Raw genomic sequence first — 16,894 nt, forward strand, 5'->3', positions numbered from 1 at the left:
CGCACCCCTCATACGCCCTTAAACACTGCGAAAAAGTACGAAAGCCGTCTTCAGTGTACATATTATTTTCGAAAAGCCTAGGGCAACATTCCGCGTTCAGGAACGAAATCGCGGATTCATCATTTGCGCGACGACCAAGCCGAATATTTTCGGGCTTTTAACCAGGTATCGCTTCGCGAGGCGCTTGGGATCCGACAACAGGCGATGCAGCCATTCGAGGCCCGAATTCTGAATCCAGAGCGGTGCACGCTGCTGTTTTCCAGTAAGAAAGTCGATCGACGCACCAATACAAAGAGCCACTCCCCTTGCTTCGGGGTACTCGAGGAGCCGGTTCGCCAAGGTTTCTTGTTGCGGAAATCCAACAGCCAAGAATGTGATGTCTGCGTTCGCATCCAAAATGAACGCGATGCATTTCTGGACCTCGGCATCGGACTTAATAAATCCCATCGGCGGCGTATAGGACGCGATTTTGAGGCCGGAAAAGCGGCGACCGAGGATTGCGCAGTCGTCCGCGCTCGGCCCGATAATTCCGACTTTCAGCCCGAGGCCGGAGGCCCTCTCCAAAAGGCGGGCGGTAAGATCGCTGCCGGTTACGACATCGAGCTTCGAACCGCACAAATGTGCCAATTTTCTCAGCACACGACTGTCACAATATATTCGCCATGCGGCGGCGTATTTGGCTTTGAGTGCGTCGCCCTGCTCGTAAATCTCGACGACATGCTGCACGTTGGGCGTGACGACGTATCTGAACGGCTGCCCAATTGCGCCCAATATTTCGTCGATTGCAGTTTCAGTCGAGCCGCCGTTGAATTTCAGGCCGAGAAAATTAGCTATATCGGATCCCGTCATGCGCAAGCCCCCCGCGACTCGTTGTATATCTCTTGTCATCCCGCGGGCAAATGACAAGAAGAAAACGGGAAGATTATTAGTTGGCCTGGTAAATCGCCACGACTCGCCAGATCGAATGGGCGCTACTTGGGTTTGCGGAATGAATGCTGAACGTCGTTAGGAGCGGCAGCGCTCCTTTCATCGGCATTTCGCTATCCGGCTTTCGGATCGCAAATCCAAATTGGTAAGAGGATTCTTCGACGCGACCGATCCTGAGGATTGGCGACGCGATGTGCGCGGTCGATCTCCGCTTTCAATTTACCGGCCGACCAACTGGGCAACATACGCGGCGATGGCGAGTGACGCGGTCAAGCCCGGGCTCTCGATCCCGTAGAGGCCGACAAAACCCGGCACTCCGTGCTCCGTTTCGCCGTGGACCGCGAAGTCGGCGGGCGGCGTTCCCTCGGCGTAGATCTTCGGCCGGATGCCGGTGTAGGCGGGCACCAGCGCGCCTTCGGAGAGGGCTGGCCAATAGCGTTTGATCTCTTTCGCAAACACGGCGCGCCGCGCATCGGGATCGACGAACGCATAATCGATGTCGTCCTGCCAATGGATATCGGGTCCGAACTTGGCGGCCCCGGACGTATCGAGCGTCAGGTGAATGCCGAGCGCGTCGGGCGACGGCATCGGATAGATGAGGTGCTTGAACGGCGCTCGCCCCGATAACGCGAAATAATGGCCTTTCGCGGGGTAAAGCTTCGGTACGACGTATTCCGGTTTCGCTGGCGGCAGCATGCACCCGATGCGCGAGGCGCCGAGGCCTGCCGCGTTGACGACACGGGCGCAGGTCAGATCCGAGATCTCCCCCGCCGACGACATCGACAGGTGGAATTCACCTTTCGAGACCGGAGCTATACCGACGACCTCGGAATTGAAGGCGACTTGGCCGCCTGCATCGAGCAGCCGGGTTTCGAAAGCTGCCATCAGACGGTGGCTGTCGATTATTCCTGTCGATGGCGACAGGGTTGCAGCGACGCAGCGAACTTCGGGTTCGAGGCGATTGGCCTCCGCCACCGTCAGGCGCGTCAGATCACCGACGCCGTTGCGGATGGCCCTACCTTCGATCATCGCGAGCTGGCTGACTTCCGCTTCGGTCGTGGCGACGAGAAGCTTGCCGCACCGGTTGAACGGGACCTTGTATTCCTCGGCGAATGCGTAGAGGCGCTTCTTGCCTTCGACGCAGAGCTTGGCGCGGAGCGATCCCTCCGGATAATAAATTCCAGCGTGGATCACCTCGGAATTTCGCGAAGACGTTTCGGTGCCGAACGCATGGTGGCGCTCAACGACGAGGACGTCGCGCCCGAGGCTCGCGAGTTCGGCTGCGATGGCGAGCCCGACGGCGCCGGCTCCGATGACCACCGTCTCGACCTCAACCGACATTTCCGGAATGCCTCTTCCCGTTTGCGCCGGGTCTCATTAGCCCCTTCCGGCCGGATCGTGAATGAGTTCGCCCGGGAATTCAAACGGCATTGGCGGCAGCTTGGCGCAGAAGGTGCAATCGCGAGGCGGTCGCGGAACGCTCGTGCGGTCCAGCGGTTGCGGGACAAAGTTCGCATTGAAGGAGCGGCTCATACCGCCGAGACACGCCGCTCCGGTGAAGCTCGGCCACAGGGCCAGCGTCTTCAAGGTAGGTCACCGCGATGAATGAAAAAATGAAATGGCATCCGTTCGATTCCGAGCTGCCCGCCGCCACCAAACGGGGGAAGCGGCGGCATCCACGCGCGGAACCGGTCAGCCATCGGACGACCGGCGATCGGCTTCGCCCGCGCGAACAACGGCCGGATGCCCGCGATCCCACCCGGCGCAGGGAGAGAGCCGCGAAGACGCGGTAAAGGGCTTTTGCGCGATCCATTGAGGCGGACTTAAAATCCTGACGATGCAATCGGCCGCCGCCAGTGGCGTTTCGCGTCCGGCGCCCGACGCCTTTCCTATCTGCTTGCGTCTCTTGAGGTAACAGGTCATCACTCGGGGGAAAGAAGACGGACAAAAAAAGCGCGCGTTAGGGAATGCGAATGCCATTGATCGTGTCGTTCGTCAGTCAGAAGGGGGGCGTCGGCAAAAGCACCCTCGCACGGGCCCTGGCCGCAGTCGGGGCCGCCGGCCGGCTGAGGGTCAAGCTCGCGGATCTCGATATCCAACAGCAAACCTCCGTCAGATGGGGCAAGGCGCGCCAGCAGCGCGCAGCGGCATCTCCCGTCGAGGTCGGGGCCTTCCGTACATTCGAAGACGCGCTCGAGGATTGTGACTCTTTCGATCTCATCATCGTCGATACGCCCGGCCACACGAGCCCAGCGACGGGCACCGTCGCGCGCGCCTCGCATGTCGTCGTCGTGCCGACGAGCGCCACCATCGACGATCTCTATCCGACCGTCCTTCTGCTCCATGCGCTCGAGGAAATCGGAATTCCGCGCAGCCGGCTGGCCGTCGCGCTCTGCCGCGTCTTGGAAGCGGAGGAGGAGCACGTCGCGCGGGACTACGTCCATGCCGCCGGGTACGAGTTGTTGCCGGGGTTCATTCCGGAGCGCTCGACGTATCGGAATGCGCAGAACCGCGGCCAGGCGCTCACCGAGACCATCGATGGATCCGCAAACGAATCCGCCAATCTGCTCATCGAGAGTTTGCTGAGAAAGATCGCGGGACAATCGGCCGGAACGCGAAACGGCAAGGGCGACTGACGCCGCCCTCGATACCCTGGCCGCTCGACGCGACTTGGCAGCAGGCGACGATCGTTCCAACGGCGACCGCCGCCCGCGACGTATTCACTGGACGTATTCACTGAATGCTCAGTGCGCCAACCTTGACTTCAGCAAGCCGAGAACGAGGGCCGTCACGCCACCGCTGACACCGCCGGTGACGAAGCTGGATACAATCGTCCCGATGTCGAGCCCGGATGTCGCCGCCGCACCACCGAGGCCGAGGAGAGAGCTCAAAATCTGGCCGCCGACGCCACCGCCAAGCGCGCCGACGATCGAATTGCCGAGCGTCCCCAAGCTCGCCTTCTCGGAAAGCGCGCCTGCCGCGTTACCGCCAAGCGCACCGCTGATGAGTTGGATGATCAATGCCGCGAGGTTCATATAAATTCTCCTCAAATACGCACAACGCAAAGCCGGAAGCCGCGCTGAGCCTCGGCGCTCCACCGGGTCATGAAATACAAGACCAGAGAACCCGCTCCGCGTTGCAGCAATTTCTTGGACAGGCTTAAAAATCTGGAGCCAATGCGGTGTATGATACAGGCGCTGGCAAGCGCGCCGAGCGTACGTGTAGGCAGAATACATCCGCTCTCGGATTATTTCAGGCGTAATTCAAAACGGCGCGCGTGCCGGGGGGGGGTGCATAAGAGGACGAGGAAGCGGCGTCGTTGCTCCGTTGGGATTGTCCTTGTCGTTGGAATTCGGAACCGACTGGAACTCGCTTTCGTTGCTCCTGAAAGAACTGGAGGAACACGATGTCAGCGAAAACCAACTACATCGATCAGACCATCGCGACCAATCCGCCCGGCGGCAAGCACCACGAGACGCGAATAGAAGGCATGAGGCGTCCGACCGAACGTCCCGCGGGAAAATCCAACAACGCCGGCCGCGCCAAGAAAGTCGCGAAGTCAGCGAGATAGCAGAGTTCTGACGTAGCGCGGGCCGGCGCCCGAAAAACTGATTTGTTTGAAGCTTGCCAGCTTTGCAGACGTCTTCGAGCCACTGAAATATTGGCTGGGGTGCGAGGGTTCGAACCTCTGAACGGGGGAATCAAAATCCGCTGCCTTACCACTTGGCTACATCCCACCAGCGCGTGAGGAGAATCGCCGCCCGAGCGACGGTTGGCGGCACCATAGTCAGTCGTTCGCGCCTCGGCTGATGCCGGCGCGTCGGTCATAATTCCCCACATTCTGTTTTTTCAGGTGCCTTGCAGGCGATACGGCGTACACCGTATATATTTAGTTCTGCAGCGAACCTGGAAATCTCATGGACCTTCTGGCGCGGCTTTTTTGGTCAAATAAACGAGATCTCCCGCGAAAGGCCCGGAAGATTCGATTTGAAAAGAAGGTCAAAACTCTCGAGGCACTTCTCGATTCCCGAGTCCCTTCACTGTGGGCGCCCTTCGATCCAGACAAACGCGTTATACCAAATGTCCCGCCACTCTTTTTGCCTGCCACCGCCGATATCGAGAAAGAGCATTTCCTGCAAGCGGACTGCCCCGAGATCCTTGTTGCATCGATCCCAAATGCCATTTTTTCAGGATGGTCTTTCATCGGCTCGAACCGGGAGGTGTATTCGATCGAACCGCCGATCATGCCGTACTATCTTCCGGCCTATATCGAGAACGGATGGGCATACGGTTCGCCATATTCCATCAATCAAAAGGCAGAGCAGTATGTCGATGGCGTCTGCATTTCGGTCACGCACTTCAATTCCTGCACTTATGGGCACTGGCTTCTGGAATGCTTGCCAAAACTGATGCTCCTGCGGGAAATCAGATCTGCATTTCCCCACCCGATTTCGATACTTTTGCCCAAATCCCTAGGCGGGTTCGCCCGGCGCTGGTGCAATCTTATAGTTCCGGATATTCCGATCATTGAATTCGACGATCAAAGCGCGTTCGTGCGCTGCCGCGAGCTGATTATTCCAGGTCAACTATGCTCGGCTGGCACCTTTTTTCACCCGCGCATGAACGACTACATCGACGATATTGTCAGGTTGGCCGGACCGGCGGATCAAATAAAGAAGCATCTCTACGTTACCCGCGAAGTCCAAAGCCGTTTCCGCTGCATGGCAAACCGGGAAGAAATCGAAGCCATCGCACGGGATGCTGGCCTCTTTCTCATTAGTCCGGAGACGCTTTCGATCGAAGATCAAATCCGGCTATTCGCCAACGCAGAGACGATAACCGGCGAGTTCGGGTCCGCGCTTCATAATTCGATCTTCTCCCCGATCGGAACCCGTGTTCTCGCCCTGAACTGGGTCGCCGAATTTCAGTCTCGCGTCGCCCACCTCAGAAGTCAGCCAACGGGCTATCTTTTGCCAGACGACGGCCCCTTGGTTTGGGATCGCGATCTATCCAACGTCTGCCGACCCTACGTCATTTCTCCAAAAAAGTTTCGCGAGGCGCTTGCTGCGCACGTATCCGAATGTGCTCCAGCGCTGCTTTCGCTTTAGGAACCGCGCCTCGGCAAACCCGGGGGGAGAGAGTGGGAACGGCGGCTTTTTCAAAAGTGGGAGTGGACGGCGCTCAGATCGCGAAGTCACTGATATATTGGCTGGGATGGGAGGGTTCGAACCTCCGAATGGCGGAATCAAAATCGTCCTTGGACCCAATGGTTTCAACGTCAGTTTCCACTTTTCGTGCGCCCCGGTGCCTCGGCGTTAGAGATGCTTGCCTGTCCAAGTGGAAACGAAGAGTAACCGAGAGGTAAATTTTGGTGGGGACACTGGGGACAGTGGGGACACTCAATAAAATCAATATGTAATTCGTCCCCAACCTGTCCGCCTCTCGATCGAGAGGGGGACACCTAAGCCGCCCCGCAAGTCCTTTTCTCGAGCCCGCTTCGAACACGTACTTCGCGGAAAATCCCCGCGGCGGTTTCTCGCTCATAACCCGCTGTCCGCGGTAGTCGGTACTGCTGTCAATCCATCCGGCGCTTAGGTTCATACCCGATCACGACGCCAGCAACCGCAAGGCGCCATCCCAATGCAAGTGTCCAAGTTCCGTAGATTTCAGTCTGTGGAAGCAGCGAATGTTCGGCCTTACCACTTGGCTACATCCCAACGCGGAGACGGGAACCTACCATGTCAAGGTAGGGGCCGGTGGTTCGCACGCCCGACGTATTTGGTGTGTGCCGATAGTCCGCCGCTTGCCGCTCACCGTTCAACCAGTCGGCTCAGCTGTAGGGAATTGAACACCGGCGCTCCCTACGGGACGCTAACAATGCAGCCTGTTCAATAGCTTAGTTTGGCTAGCAGTACATAACCCCGTCATTGAGTCTAAAAGGGAATTTTTGCGATTAGCTACCCGACTCAATGCTTCGCATAGACAACCGACTCAGATAGTCAACGGAGAATAAATCCGACTTCTGATTTCCGTGTATGGCGAGCCTTGGGGGGCACATCATGACCGATCCTTTGGAAATTAAGCCGTTCGCAGTCATCCGCGAAGAACCGGCGAGTAGACCCTGGTTTTTGAGTCCGTATCTTCACTCGCGAACGATCCTTCTCGACGACGCGCCATTGGAGCCACAGTTCACGATGGATCGCGTAGAAGCCGAAGACCTCATTGCGCGTCTAAAACCCTTCTACCCGAAGGCCAAATTTGAAATCGTAGAAGTTCGGTCTATCGATCCCGCCGCCATGTCACTTCGCTATGACGCTAGCCTCCCAAACCGCCCGCCCCAAAAACACGCCAACCAAAACTACTGCCCCAAACTCGCAGCCCGCACCTTCGCCGATTATCACTTCGACAAACGTCGCCAACCCCTTATCGTTGAGCGCAAACAGCGGCGCTCGAAAGTCTCGGAACCCGAGCCCCAAGGCTTTAATAACGCTCTCATACGCCAGATAATGGAGATGGTCGAACTTCGTGGCGACCGTCGCGATGGATGCTACGCCTCATCATTTCGCGTACAGGGATACAGCGCCGACATCGTTCGAGAGCATCTCGATTTCCTCGTTAGCTGGGGCTTTCTCGACATCACGCCGGGCCCGGCTGGCGCACAGGGCGCGCTCGCGCGCTACCAGATCACTGACGAGGGAGCTGATTGGCTCTATTCAGTTCAAGGTCATGACGCGGCTTAAGCGTTGCGTTTTAGCGACTTGGGGGTAGCGATGGAACCATCGTCTGGGTTTCGGGGCAGTTAGCAATCGATATGATCGTTTCACTTTTTTAACCGACTCTTGCAATGCTCTCGTTGAGGCATTGGGGACCAATCGCAAATGACACCTGTCTCTTCGGCTACGCTAGCCTTGCAGATACTGCAACGAACGGACACCGCAAAATCAAATACACCGAGCAAAGGGAGCGCCGACGACCTCACTGTCGCGGCAAGCGGAACGATTACAAAAGGACCGGCTGCGACAGCGTCCGCTCAAACAGGAGATGCCCTCTTCAGCGTGAATAGTCCCAATCTCAACAAAATGAAAATCGATCTCATCAAGAGAGTTGGTGACGAATTTGGCATCGATGAAAGCGATTATAACTCTCCATCGGCCTACGGAGCAGCGATCAAACAGAAAATCGCTCAAATCAAACTCCAACCCAACGGCCAACAGGTGCTTGACGGCATCGGAAGGAAACTTGGCTTGGACAAGCTTGGTCTCTCGATTGACGAAGTGGTGAATGCGATCATGGACCCAAAGGGCGACGATGCGCAGAAGCTGGACGCAGCCCTAGAAAAGCAGATCGGCTCCCACAATCGCTCCCAGTCTCATGGGTCTTTTGGCATCAAATCCGATGAGATTGGTATCTACACACCAGTCTGATTTCGTCTTCAATCAACCATTGCGTTGCGCGGCTTGGCGGGTGGCGATGCCCGCCATTGCAAGCCTTTGGGTGTCGCTCACGCGTAATTGTCAGCACAAGGCGCATGTCAACGCGGTGGCCCAGCCATTCAAACAGAGATCAGCAGCTGGCTAGAAAGTCTGCCGAAAGCGCGGTCTGATGCCGGTCTAACCATGTCTTTGATGTTTGATAGTCGGGCGCAAGCGTTGCGAGAAAATTCCAGAACGAGCGCCCGTGAACCCTGTACTTAAGGTGTGCCAGTTCATGCACGACGACATATTCGAGTACCTTCCTCGGGGCGAAGATCAGGTGCCAGTTGATAAGGACGTTGCCTTTCGGGCCGCATGCCGCAGAGCTAGCCAGAAAAGCGGCAGCACAATCGTCAACGGCTCTCTGGTCAGCCACGCCGCGCAACGGACAACGTCAATCAACTGAGCAGGAGCGCCGAGCTTTTTGAAGGTTGTCAGCACCTCATCGAGGTTATTTCTCCAGGCTCTCCCATTGGGTCCGACGAGTCCGGAAGCGTACAGCGTTGCGGCTCCCCGCTCATGAAGGGTCGCGGAGCTATCGGCGATCATCTTGAGACGTTGGCCGACTTTCAAATTTTTTGCCTGCGCTCGGACATGGGCCAAGGACGGATGACTATTGATTGCCGATATTAAGAGATCGGCGGAGCGATCTTTAGAAGCCGCAGCGAGAACGTTAGATAACGACACTGTCGCTGCCGCGACGTCTTCGTTTCGAAACAACGGGGGCTGGCCGCCTGCGTCAACGATCGCGGAAACAGTCTCCGTCGAGGCGACACCGACGTCTTCGAACGAAACGATCAAGAGACGGCGTAGCGCGTTTGCGCCGCGGAAGCGATAGAGATGCGAAGTCGCCTGCTCGGCTAGGTCGAGTTCGCCACGACGGATAGCTTTTTGCATCCAAGATGCGGCTATCCAGTGGTCGATCGCACGTGAATTATTGGCGATCGAAGGGTGTTCCTGAAGTCCGGAGATTGTTTGTCTGCTGTCCATTTGTCGTCCCGATACACGCGAGGGCGACAGCAAACTCTAACTCCGCGAACAGCCTAGTAAATGACTTGCCTCAGGATTTTTCATCGCTTCTATGGTGCGCTTGGTATTGCAGCCCTGGTTCGACTAAAGGGCGGCTGTGCGGCTCCGCCGAATAAGGCGAGCTGTGCATAAACGCATCTTTCGATTGAACCATGGCTATTTTGTCCGCAATGCCGACGCTGGCTTGCTGGAGTTGAGTGAGCGTCCGCTCTCATAAGTGCGATTGGGGCGGCTACCAAATTGGGGGAAAAGGGATTGGCGCGCATTCGATTGATTGAAATTGAGAATTTTCGCGGGATCAAGAAGCTGACTTGGTTTCCTGTGGACGGTCTCAACTGCCTCATTGGTCCTGGCGACAGCGGTAAGTCGTCGGTTCTTGAGGCCATCGACTTCTGCCTCGGCGCGCGTCGCAACCTCCAAATCAGCGATGCCGATTTTCATCGATTATGCCAGTCGATTGCGTAAGCCTTCGTGTTGCGAGCAGGTGCCGTGATTGCAAGTGGCTCCAAAAATTTTTCTTACAACGGGCGCAGACTTAGGTACGTGGGGTGGATACCGGCATCGACGAAGTTCGAGTACACCTTGCGCTGCTTCGGGCTAGCGGCAACGTCGGCTCTCATGAACCCATCTCGTACATGAGAGATGGCAGAGCATGAGTCGAGATAAAGCCAGAGTTACGCGCAACGAATGTCGTCGTTGGTCGATAACGATTATCCGCTACGAGGGACTCGCATCGCATTCTGAATTGCCGTTTTCGCTTCGCTGAATTGTTTCCCCACGAACTGATCCTCATCGGGCTCGTCGAGGTGTTCGTTTTGCGCTGCAAAGACCGACTGCACAAAGCCACTTATCATCCCTCTAAGAGGGAGGGGATAGGTAGAGTCTGCCGCATTCAACAGAGCGCGAATAGTATTTTCTGTATCTTCCAAACTTAGCTGGCCACACTCACAAGCTGCGATTGCTTCCAGGATGGCCGCGCTGAGCCTCTCGTGGTGCTCATTCATCCGTACTGATCTTGCGGTAGGAGTTGTGATGAGAAAGCCATGACGAGAACGCAACAAGTTAATCAAGTGATCTGTCGTTTGTCGAGTATCGATCTTAAACCCGTCAAGCCAGTGATCGATCGCCCTGCATTCTACCCTGATCATTTGATCGAGATGCGTTGCTCATGACCAGGATGGTCATTGCTGACTCGACGTTCGTTGCTGGCGGCGATTTCGAATGACTCAGGTGGCAAGTAGCCAGAACTCAGGAGATCAGCCTCAAGCACGATCTGACGACGGTCGAACACAACGCGGATGCCGGACCGACCAACAACTGGCCGACCTGGTGGAACCGATTACGACATCAGTCCGATTGGCGTTGGTATCGATCGAGTGGTTTTCTGCCGACGGACGGTGCGAGTGAGGACGCCCACTTGTGCCACGAACTGTTGTTTCGTGGTTGGGCAAGTTGATCGGTTCCGTGATGAGACAACGGGGGATGCGGAGAGTGCGTGTATCTTTCCCCGGATACGGCGAAGCTCTTAATCTCGACTGCTCTGCCACCACAAGGCAAGCACGTACGTTGTCCATGCCGCAATAGTCGGGTAGAGGGCGAAAGGTGGGAAAGCCTTAAGAAAGCCGACAAGGTCTGGGTGGGGCGCTCGGAGCGACAAAGCCATCAGCGCAATCGCCAGTGTCACGACCGAGATTGCTGCGAAGGAAACCAGCCTTGCGTAAAGATGATCGACCTTGCTCGTAGCTATCTGGGCGACAATCAGAGCGGCAACGACGGTGCCACCGATTGCGATCGTGAAGACAACGGTGAACCCTATGGCAGTCGCCGACGCGTCGCCATGCCCAATGGTCCAGAACAACGCAGCGGCAAACACAATCATTGAACTTAAGGCGGGTAAAATCGCGTGCATAGGCCGCCCACTTCCTAATTCAGCATAACCCTCGCCTTACTCTGAAACTTCTACCTTCGCGCTAACGGAAAGAGTTAACGCGCATTGGCTATCTCCGGAATGGCCATTGCAATCAATTTCAATGGGCAAGACTTACGCGGCGGCAGCCCCTTTTTCTAAGTGATCTGTGTTCTCGGATAAGAACCTTCGTATTGTTCATTCCCCTTCCGGAGCACGATGCAAGCGAAGCGAGCTACTTCACTGAATGAATTAAGCGGCTTCTGCCGTATCGTGCAGCAAAGCGCACGAGGCGGCCCTATCGTTATATTTCTTCCTAACCTTCTAGTCCCCTGTATATAAATATAACAATAGGCGGGTTACACCTTTATATCCTTATATACTGTATCGATCTTAGATGCGTTCGGAAGCAATCGCTCAGAGCGCGTCTGGGTCATTCCAATTCGCCAACGAAGGCGGGAGAACCTTGCCCGCGTGCTGCGCTTCCATGATGTAAAAATCAACTGCCACACCGTGCGCCTTACGAAGGAACGACAAGCACGGGAACTCGTAGAACCATTCCTTGGTGCGAGGCTTCTTCCCTGCAAGCTTGTCGGTCACGTACAGCACGTCCTTTGCGCAGCCCGCGAACGGCCCCCCAGTTGGCGAGCACGCATTTGAAAATTTCAATCGCGCAGTCGGCGGGCCACAGTTCGGCGCATCCTACCAAGCAACCGAAGTTGTGGCGACTGACGACTTTCCCGGTCTTCGCTCGAAACATCTTCGCCATGATGTTCGCGAGATGGCGTGGCGTCTTGGGTCTCGGCTCTCCGATACGGACGAGGCAAACTGTTTTACCATTGATCACCGTGCGAGCTGTGTCGAAGGGCGGCTTACTGACGACGCTTCGGAACGTCCTGGTCGAGCAACCTAACTCTGCCGCCCAATCGTCTTGAGGCGCAGCGACCCAAACAGCGCCGTCATAGGGCCACGGTGACTCTTGCAGGCCCTGCTCAACGAGCTTGATTATTTTCTCCGTGTAACGCGACATGCGTCGAACAACTCCAATTGTGTTCGGCCGCAGTCGATGATACGTAGTCAGCATTCCGACTACTACGTAACGCCGACGCGACCGGCGTGAGATTTCAACCCCGCGATTGCAGTCGCGGGGTTTTTCTTCTTCTGTGTCCGATAGCCGGGAGACAACGGGGGTGGTTCGTCAGTGACCCACTAGGTCTTCAGACGCTTTCGGATTTGCTCCGCCATCTGCATTGCAGTGCCCCCTACTTCGTCGGCGTTCTCCGATTGCTGCGGAGATGATGCGGCCATGATCTCAGAAACCTTTGCTTCCAAGGCCTGCACTATCCCTTCAATGCGGTAGGCAATCTCTCGGACGTCTTCAGCGGACGTCGGCTCCTTGAAACTCTGTTCAAGCCGATAGATCACCTCAGCCGTTGTTCGGCGGCCATTTTTCTTAGCTTCCGCGTCCAGTCTCGACCGCAAATCTGAGTCGGGCGGAAAGCGTATAAGTATCTGTTCTCCCTCACGAACTCTCGCATCCTTAACCTTTTTTGCCATTGCTTATCCCAGGGATATTGCCCAAACATTATCCCGGGGATAATATCCTCGATGTGGCACGGTCGCCAAGTACATTTCTTGTCAGGAGTAAAAATGAGAAGCACGCGCAACGGCACGATGGGGCCGATCAACATCAAGATCATCAAACACACACGCGGTCATTACACCGTTGGGCATGGCGCAAAATCGGAACTTTTCACGAGCCGCGCTAAAGCGTGGTCGCGCGGCTTGGAACTTCTCAAGAAGCTCGGCAATGCTCGCATCGTCTACGTCGATATGTCGGAGGCTGCGTGATGAGCAACGTCATCGAGTTGAAGAAAGTAAAGGCGGAACGGCTGCTCAAACAGCTTGAAGATGATTTGGCGAAATATGATCGCCAGTCTAAGGCAGAAATAGCGGCAATCGCCGAGTTCGGTTTTATCGCCAGAGCGACAGGCAAGGATGTTTGGGGTACTGACGTTTACAGCCTCGCTTATGACAGCGAAGTTTTGATCGATAGCAGCGCGGAGTTAGTTGCCGACGAAGTTCTCGAACTGGTGAAGGAGCTTCTACGCTTCTGCAATTCGCCTGCTGAATATCGACGCCACGCCCAAGAGTTCGCACAGTGCATGGCCGAGAGCCACGCCGAAGCGGATGCTGCGATTAGAGCCGATTGGGGGATCGAGCCCGATGCCGCGTAAGAAGCGAAACTACTCGCAGTCTGACGTGAAGTACCTCGTCACTGCCGTAGAGGCAGCGGGCAAGGATGTGGCCTACGTCAAACATTGCTCGGACGACAGCGGCTTTCGCGTCGTGTGCCGCGCCGACCTGGATGTCACGAAGAAGACCGAACCTGCTGACGATTGGGATGACTTGCTCAATGGCACGCCTCAAGCTTCCTAAGTACGTGCACGATTTCACGGACAACCGCAGCCTCATTGAGCGACTTCGCAACAGCTACGGAGACCGTTCAGTCGCTGGCCTGACGCCGGAGATCATCGACAAGGTGATCTTGAAGCCGATTGTTGCCGAGTCGAAAGCACAGGCCCACACGATGCGGAAGCGACTGGTTATGCTTCTCGACTTGGCCGCGCTTAACGGCTACCGCAAAGACAACCCCGCTCGGCTCGCACCGAAGATCAAGTACAAGGCCAAGGGCTGGAAGCCCTGGACTGAAGCGGACATTGCGAAGTATCGCGCCCATTGGGCGAAGGGTACGCCGCAACGCCTCGCCCTCGAAATTCTGCTCAACACCGGATTGCGTCGCGCAGATGCCGTGAAGCTTGGGCCGCAGCATCGTGACGGCAACCGGCACATCGTCAATCTACGCAAGAGCGGTGAGACGGTGACGGTCTACATCCCGGTACACCCCGACTTAGAGCCTCACATCGCCGGACTGCACAATCATTTGGTCTACCTATCGACGGTGTACGGCGCAGCCCGTTCCGAGAAAGCGTTCACGAACTACATCATCGAAGCGGCACGCGACGCTGGTCTGCCACCAAATCGCTCACCGCACGGGCTCCGGAAGGCCATGTGTCGTCGCCTGACGGACGGAGATTGCACGCCGCAGCAAATCTCCGCGATCACCGGCCAGAGTATCGTCGTCATCGAGCGCTACATTCGCGACTTCAACAAGGAGAAGGCGGCCGAGACGGCTATGGCTTCGATCCCGTCCAGCGCGAATGAGAACGAAGCTCAAACAAAATTGGCTAGCGAAACTACCTAGCTAGCCAAATCCGAGCCTAACATATTGAAATTGCTTGCGCCGATGACAGGTATGGCGCTCCCTACGGGAGTCGAACCCGTCTTTTTAAATTGAAAACCCGAACTCAGTCTCCGCGGATCAAGGCGGATTCTGACAATTCGCGTTCGGTTCACGGGACGATGAATCAATGGCTTTGGTCGTAGTCTGAATGACTTGTATCTCCGAGACGGGCGAGCGTTTGTCTCGTATGACGAAGGGCAAGACTCCTCGGCCAAACGCGAACATCATCCAGCCGAACGTCCTTAGCATCAAGGACCCTGTCCGCCACGGCTCTACAGTGAACAACACAAGCACCATCACCGCCAAAGAAGCGAGCTTTGCTGGCAGCGGCGCCAGCATGTCGGTGTCGGCGGTTGGCGCGGGCATTTGCGCTTCGTTCTCGTCGGTGAGGTCAGGCGTTTTGCCAAAGTCCCGAAATGCTCCGGCACGCCGTGCTCAGTCTTCACGCTTTGCAGCGTAACCTCAACACCACAGCTATGCTCCGTAACATTTGAGCGGACCGCCAACTTCTTGCTGAGCAGCCGTTCGTCGCGGTAACAGCGCATGGCTCGAAGGAGGCATCGATGTTCTCGCGACTTTGCCGTCTCGGATTAAGTATCATCGTCTTTTCAGCAGCGATCGCGATATCGCCTGATCCACCTTTCCGCCTTCAGACCGAACGCGAGACTTCGTCACTTCCGACTATAGCCTCAACATCTTCTCCTCAAGTCGATTGGCCGATGGACGTCGATGCTTTTCTTGCGGGCCCGTATCTTCGCAAAGCCGATGTCATGCTTGAGAGGCGCATAAATGATCTTCCAGCTCTAGTCATACGCTGGGCCACGAATTCGCAATTCTCACATGCCGCGCTCGTGTATGCAGCTCCGCCATACGACGATGGCTTATCCAATACTTTCGTTATCGAGGCAGGAACCGCAGGCGTCGACCTAACGAAGCTCTCCGATTACGTGCACAATTCTGGCGTCGGTTATATCGCAATAAAACGCCTCAAAGAGAAACCGTGGTTCGACTCCGACCGCCAAGCTCGGGTACGCGGCTTGCTTCTCGACAAGATCAAGGCGCGCTATGATTTCTGGACGGTATTCCAGGTCGCAAAACAACTTTGGTTTGGTGTCCAAGAAAAAGTAAGCTCGAGACAAGATACGGTGAAGACGTTTCGGGACATGGATTGGACGCCGCCCAATCAGTTCATTTGCAGCGGCCTCGTTCAGATCGGGTTCGTCGAAATGATGGTCGAAGCCATCAAGAAGAATGATATTTCTCCCGAGGCTCTGCGCGATGTCGTCTTCACGAGAAGCGCAGAAAAATATCTACCCGAGCGGGGCATGTGGACAAATCTTGGCGACCAGCAGAAAGAGACGGCGCAAATCTTTCGTGATCTCCTAAACGACGAGCTTTACGCGGTGACGCCCGAAGACTTGGCGCAGACTGACAAGCTTGATTGGCTTTATTTGATCAAGGGAAGCAAGGTCTTCAAAATTGCATCGTACGACGACATCAAGCGCATCGCGCAGGAGTAGGCGCCTACGAATGGGATCTAAGTACCGACTCCTCTTTCGTGGATCAGATTCGTTGAGTTTGAATACGCAAAGCCGCCACTGAATGGCCCAAGTGTAATGTTAGTTTGCGGCGCAGCTATTTGGTAGAGGCTAGCGTTACGCCACAATTGGCCAACAAAAATGATATCAGATTTTCGCGCAGGCCCCCTTGACGAAAACGGCCGACACAGTCTTCGTTTTTTATAAGATACGCGCGACCGCATTTCCCGAAACGATGTTTTTTTTGCACCGCCCGGCATTTTGTTCGGGCTTTTTGCTGTCGTGCACCCGTCGTTTCGCGTGGATCGACCTGCACCGCCGCTGACCACACTCGGGAAGGCACAATCGTCTTTCAGCTGACGAACAAGCAACCACCGAGCGAAGCAAGGCTTAGTTAGCTGCATTCAGGATCGCTGAGCACTTCAAGTCAGCGACATCTAACAAGTCGACCTGCGACGAATGCACCAAGCGGCCCAGGCGCCTGGCACGCCCAACGCCAACTTTGTCTCGTTACTTCAACACGAATTCTGACGAGCCCAGCGCCGATCGCCGGGGCTTTTCTTTTTGCATCAAGGAGACAGAACCAAATAGATGTTTGGGTTACGGGTCGAGTCCCGTGCCCGCGCGTCGTGTGGCATCACTGGCATCACCGGTGCTTGATCTGTTGGCCTTCAGCATGAACTCAATCTTTGACCCGACCAGCACGAAAAAGGCAGCT

General features: G+C 56.0%; 19 protein-coding genes and 1 tRNA gene. 11 read left to right on the forward strand and 9 right to left on the reverse strand.

What is annotated here, in order from left to right:
• Positions 1 to 96: 96 nt before the first annotated feature.
• A complete protein-coding gene (locus tag AB4Z24_RS11235; RefSeq protein WP_441708262.1) occupies positions 97 to 849 on the reverse strand; it encodes a WecB/TagA/CpsF family glycosyltransferase in 753 nt (250 codons plus the stop codon).
• Between the two features lie 297 nt (positions 850 to 1,146).
• Positions 1,147 to 2,268 (reverse strand): NAD(P)/FAD-dependent oxidoreductase, encoded by a 1,122-nt coding sequence (locus AB4Z24_RS11240; RefSeq protein WP_441708263.1) that lies wholly within the window; start codon positions 2,266 to 2,268, stop codon positions 1,147 to 1,149.
• Between the two features lie 632 nt (positions 2,269 to 2,900).
• On the opposite strand from AB4Z24_RS11240, the gene AB4Z24_RS11245 reads away from it, so the two are divergent.
• Entirely contained in the window at positions 2,901 to 3,563 is a 663-nt protein-coding gene (locus AB4Z24_RS11245) for a ParA family protein (RefSeq protein ID WP_441708264.1), read from the forward strand.
• Positions 3,564 to 3,671: 108 nt separating this feature from the next.
• Here AB4Z24_RS11245 and AB4Z24_RS11250 read toward each other — a convergent pair whose 3' ends face one another.
• Complete coding sequence (locus AB4Z24_RS11250; protein WP_441708265.1) at positions 3,672 to 3,962, reverse strand: hypothetical protein; 291 nt, start codon at positions 3,960 to 3,962, stop codon at positions 3,672 to 3,674.
• Positions 3,963 to 4,333: 371 nt separating this feature from the next.
• Here AB4Z24_RS11250 and AB4Z24_RS11255 point away from each other — a divergent pair, with 371 nt between their 5' ends.
• Positions 4,334 to 4,498, forward strand: a complete 165-nt coding sequence (locus AB4Z24_RS11255; protein WP_441708266.1) for a hypothetical protein — start codon at positions 4,334 to 4,336, stop codon at positions 4,496 to 4,498.
• A gap of 91 nt (positions 4,499 to 4,589) precedes the next feature.
• Here AB4Z24_RS11255 and AB4Z24_RS11260 read toward each other — a convergent pair.
• A tRNA-Gln gene (locus AB4Z24_RS11260) sits at positions 4,590 to 4,664 on the reverse strand.
• Positions 4,665 to 5,171: 507 nt separating this feature from the next.
• Here AB4Z24_RS11260 and AB4Z24_RS11265 point away from each other — a divergent pair.
• The 3 genes from AB4Z24_RS11265 (at position 5,172) to AB4Z24_RS11275 (ending at position 8,351) form a co-directional block, all read left to right on the forward strand.
• A complete protein-coding gene (locus AB4Z24_RS11265; protein ID WP_441708267.1) occupies positions 5,172 to 6,035 on the forward strand; it encodes a glycosyltransferase family 61 protein in 864 nt (287 codons plus the stop codon).
• A 951-nt stretch (positions 6,036 to 6,986) separates the two neighbouring features.
• Positions 6,987 to 7,667 carry a hypothetical protein gene (locus tag AB4Z24_RS11270; protein WP_441708268.1) on the forward strand — a complete coding sequence of 227 codons (681 nt, stop codon included), beginning with the start codon at positions 6,987 to 6,989 and terminating at the stop codon, positions 7,665 to 7,667.
• A 138-nt stretch (positions 7,668 to 7,805) separates the two neighbouring features.
• A complete protein-coding gene (locus AB4Z24_RS11275) occupies positions 7,806 to 8,351 on the forward strand; it encodes a hypothetical protein (protein ID WP_441708269.1) in 546 nt (181 codons plus the stop codon).
• Between the two features lie 139 nt (positions 8,352 to 8,490).
• Here AB4Z24_RS11275 and AB4Z24_RS11280 read toward each other — a convergent pair whose 3' ends face one another.
• Complete coding sequence (locus AB4Z24_RS11280; protein WP_441708292.1) at positions 8,491 to 8,775, reverse strand: M48 metallopeptidase family protein; 285 nt, start codon at positions 8,773 to 8,775, stop codon at positions 8,491 to 8,493.
• On the reverse strand, positions 8,676 to 9,389 hold the full coding sequence (locus tag AB4Z24_RS11285; RefSeq protein WP_441708294.1) for a hypothetical protein: 714 nt from the start codon (positions 9,387 to 9,389) through the stop codon (positions 8,676 to 8,678). Before AB4Z24_RS11285 ends, AB4Z24_RS11280 begins: the two co-directional genes overlap by 100 nt.
• A gap of 360 nt (positions 9,390 to 9,749) precedes the next feature.
• Here AB4Z24_RS11285 and AB4Z24_RS11290 point away from each other — a divergent pair, with 360 nt between their 5' ends.
• Positions 9,750 to 9,893: an AAA family ATPase gene (locus tag AB4Z24_RS11290; RefSeq protein ID WP_441708293.1), complete on the forward strand. Its 144-nt coding sequence runs from the start codon at positions 9,750 to 9,752 to the stop codon at positions 9,891 to 9,893.
• A gap of 1,060 nt (positions 9,894 to 10,953) precedes the next feature.
• On the opposite strand, the gene AB4Z24_RS11295 is transcribed toward AB4Z24_RS11290, so the two are convergent.
• The 3 genes from AB4Z24_RS11295 to AB4Z24_RS11305 form a co-directional block, all read right to left on the reverse strand.
• On the reverse strand, positions 10,954 to 11,337 hold the full coding sequence (locus tag AB4Z24_RS11295; protein WP_441708270.1) for a hypothetical protein: 384 nt from the start codon (positions 11,335 to 11,337) through the stop codon (positions 10,954 to 10,956).
• A 414-nt stretch (positions 11,338 to 11,751) separates the two neighbouring features.
• Positions 11,752 to 11,934: a hypothetical protein gene (locus tag AB4Z24_RS11300; RefSeq protein WP_441708271.1), complete on the reverse strand. Its 183-nt coding sequence runs from the start codon at positions 11,932 to 11,934 to the stop codon at positions 11,752 to 11,754.
• Between the two features lie 609 nt (positions 11,935 to 12,543).
• On the reverse strand, positions 12,544 to 12,891 hold the full coding sequence (locus tag AB4Z24_RS11305; RefSeq protein WP_441708272.1) for a hypothetical protein: 348 nt from the start codon (positions 12,889 to 12,891) through the stop codon (positions 12,544 to 12,546).
• Positions 12,892 to 12,984: 93 nt separating this feature from the next.
• Here AB4Z24_RS11305 and AB4Z24_RS11310 point away from each other — a divergent pair, with 93 nt between their 5' ends.
• The 5 genes from AB4Z24_RS11310 (at position 12,985) to AB4Z24_RS11330 (ending at position 16,158) form a co-directional block, all read left to right on the forward strand.
• Positions 12,985 to 13,185 (forward strand): hypothetical protein, encoded by a 201-nt coding sequence (locus tag AB4Z24_RS11310; RefSeq protein ID WP_441708273.1) that lies wholly within the window; start codon positions 12,985 to 12,987, stop codon positions 13,183 to 13,185.
• On the forward strand, positions 13,185 to 13,571 hold the full coding sequence (locus AB4Z24_RS11315; RefSeq protein WP_441708274.1) for a hypothetical protein: 387 nt from the start codon (positions 13,185 to 13,187) through the stop codon (positions 13,569 to 13,571). Before AB4Z24_RS11310 ends, AB4Z24_RS11315 begins: the two co-directional genes overlap by 1 nt.
• Positions 13,561 to 13,773 carry a hypothetical protein gene (locus tag AB4Z24_RS11320; RefSeq protein ID WP_441708275.1) on the forward strand — a complete coding sequence of 71 codons (213 nt, stop codon included), beginning with the start codon at positions 13,561 to 13,563 and terminating at the stop codon, positions 13,771 to 13,773. Before AB4Z24_RS11315 ends, AB4Z24_RS11320 begins: the two co-directional genes overlap by 11 nt.
• Complete coding sequence (locus AB4Z24_RS11325; protein ID WP_441708276.1) at positions 13,751 to 14,599, forward strand: tyrosine-type recombinase/integrase; 849 nt, start codon at positions 13,751 to 13,753, stop codon at positions 14,597 to 14,599. The genes AB4Z24_RS11320 and AB4Z24_RS11325 overlap by 23 nt, the downstream gene beginning before the upstream one ends.
• A 758-nt stretch (positions 14,600 to 15,357) precedes the next feature.
• The gene (locus AB4Z24_RS11330; RefSeq protein WP_441708277.1) at positions 15,358 to 16,158 is read left to right on the forward strand and encodes a hypothetical protein; all 801 of its coding nucleotides are present in this window, start codon (positions 15,358 to 15,360) and stop codon (positions 16,156 to 16,158) included.
• Positions 16,159 to 16,894: the final 736 nt, after the last annotated feature.

Source organism: Hyphomicrobium sp. 2TAF46 (assembly GCF_052114865.1).
GTDB lineage: Bacteria > Pseudomonadota > Alphaproteobacteria > Rhizobiales > Hyphomicrobiaceae > Hyphomicrobium_B.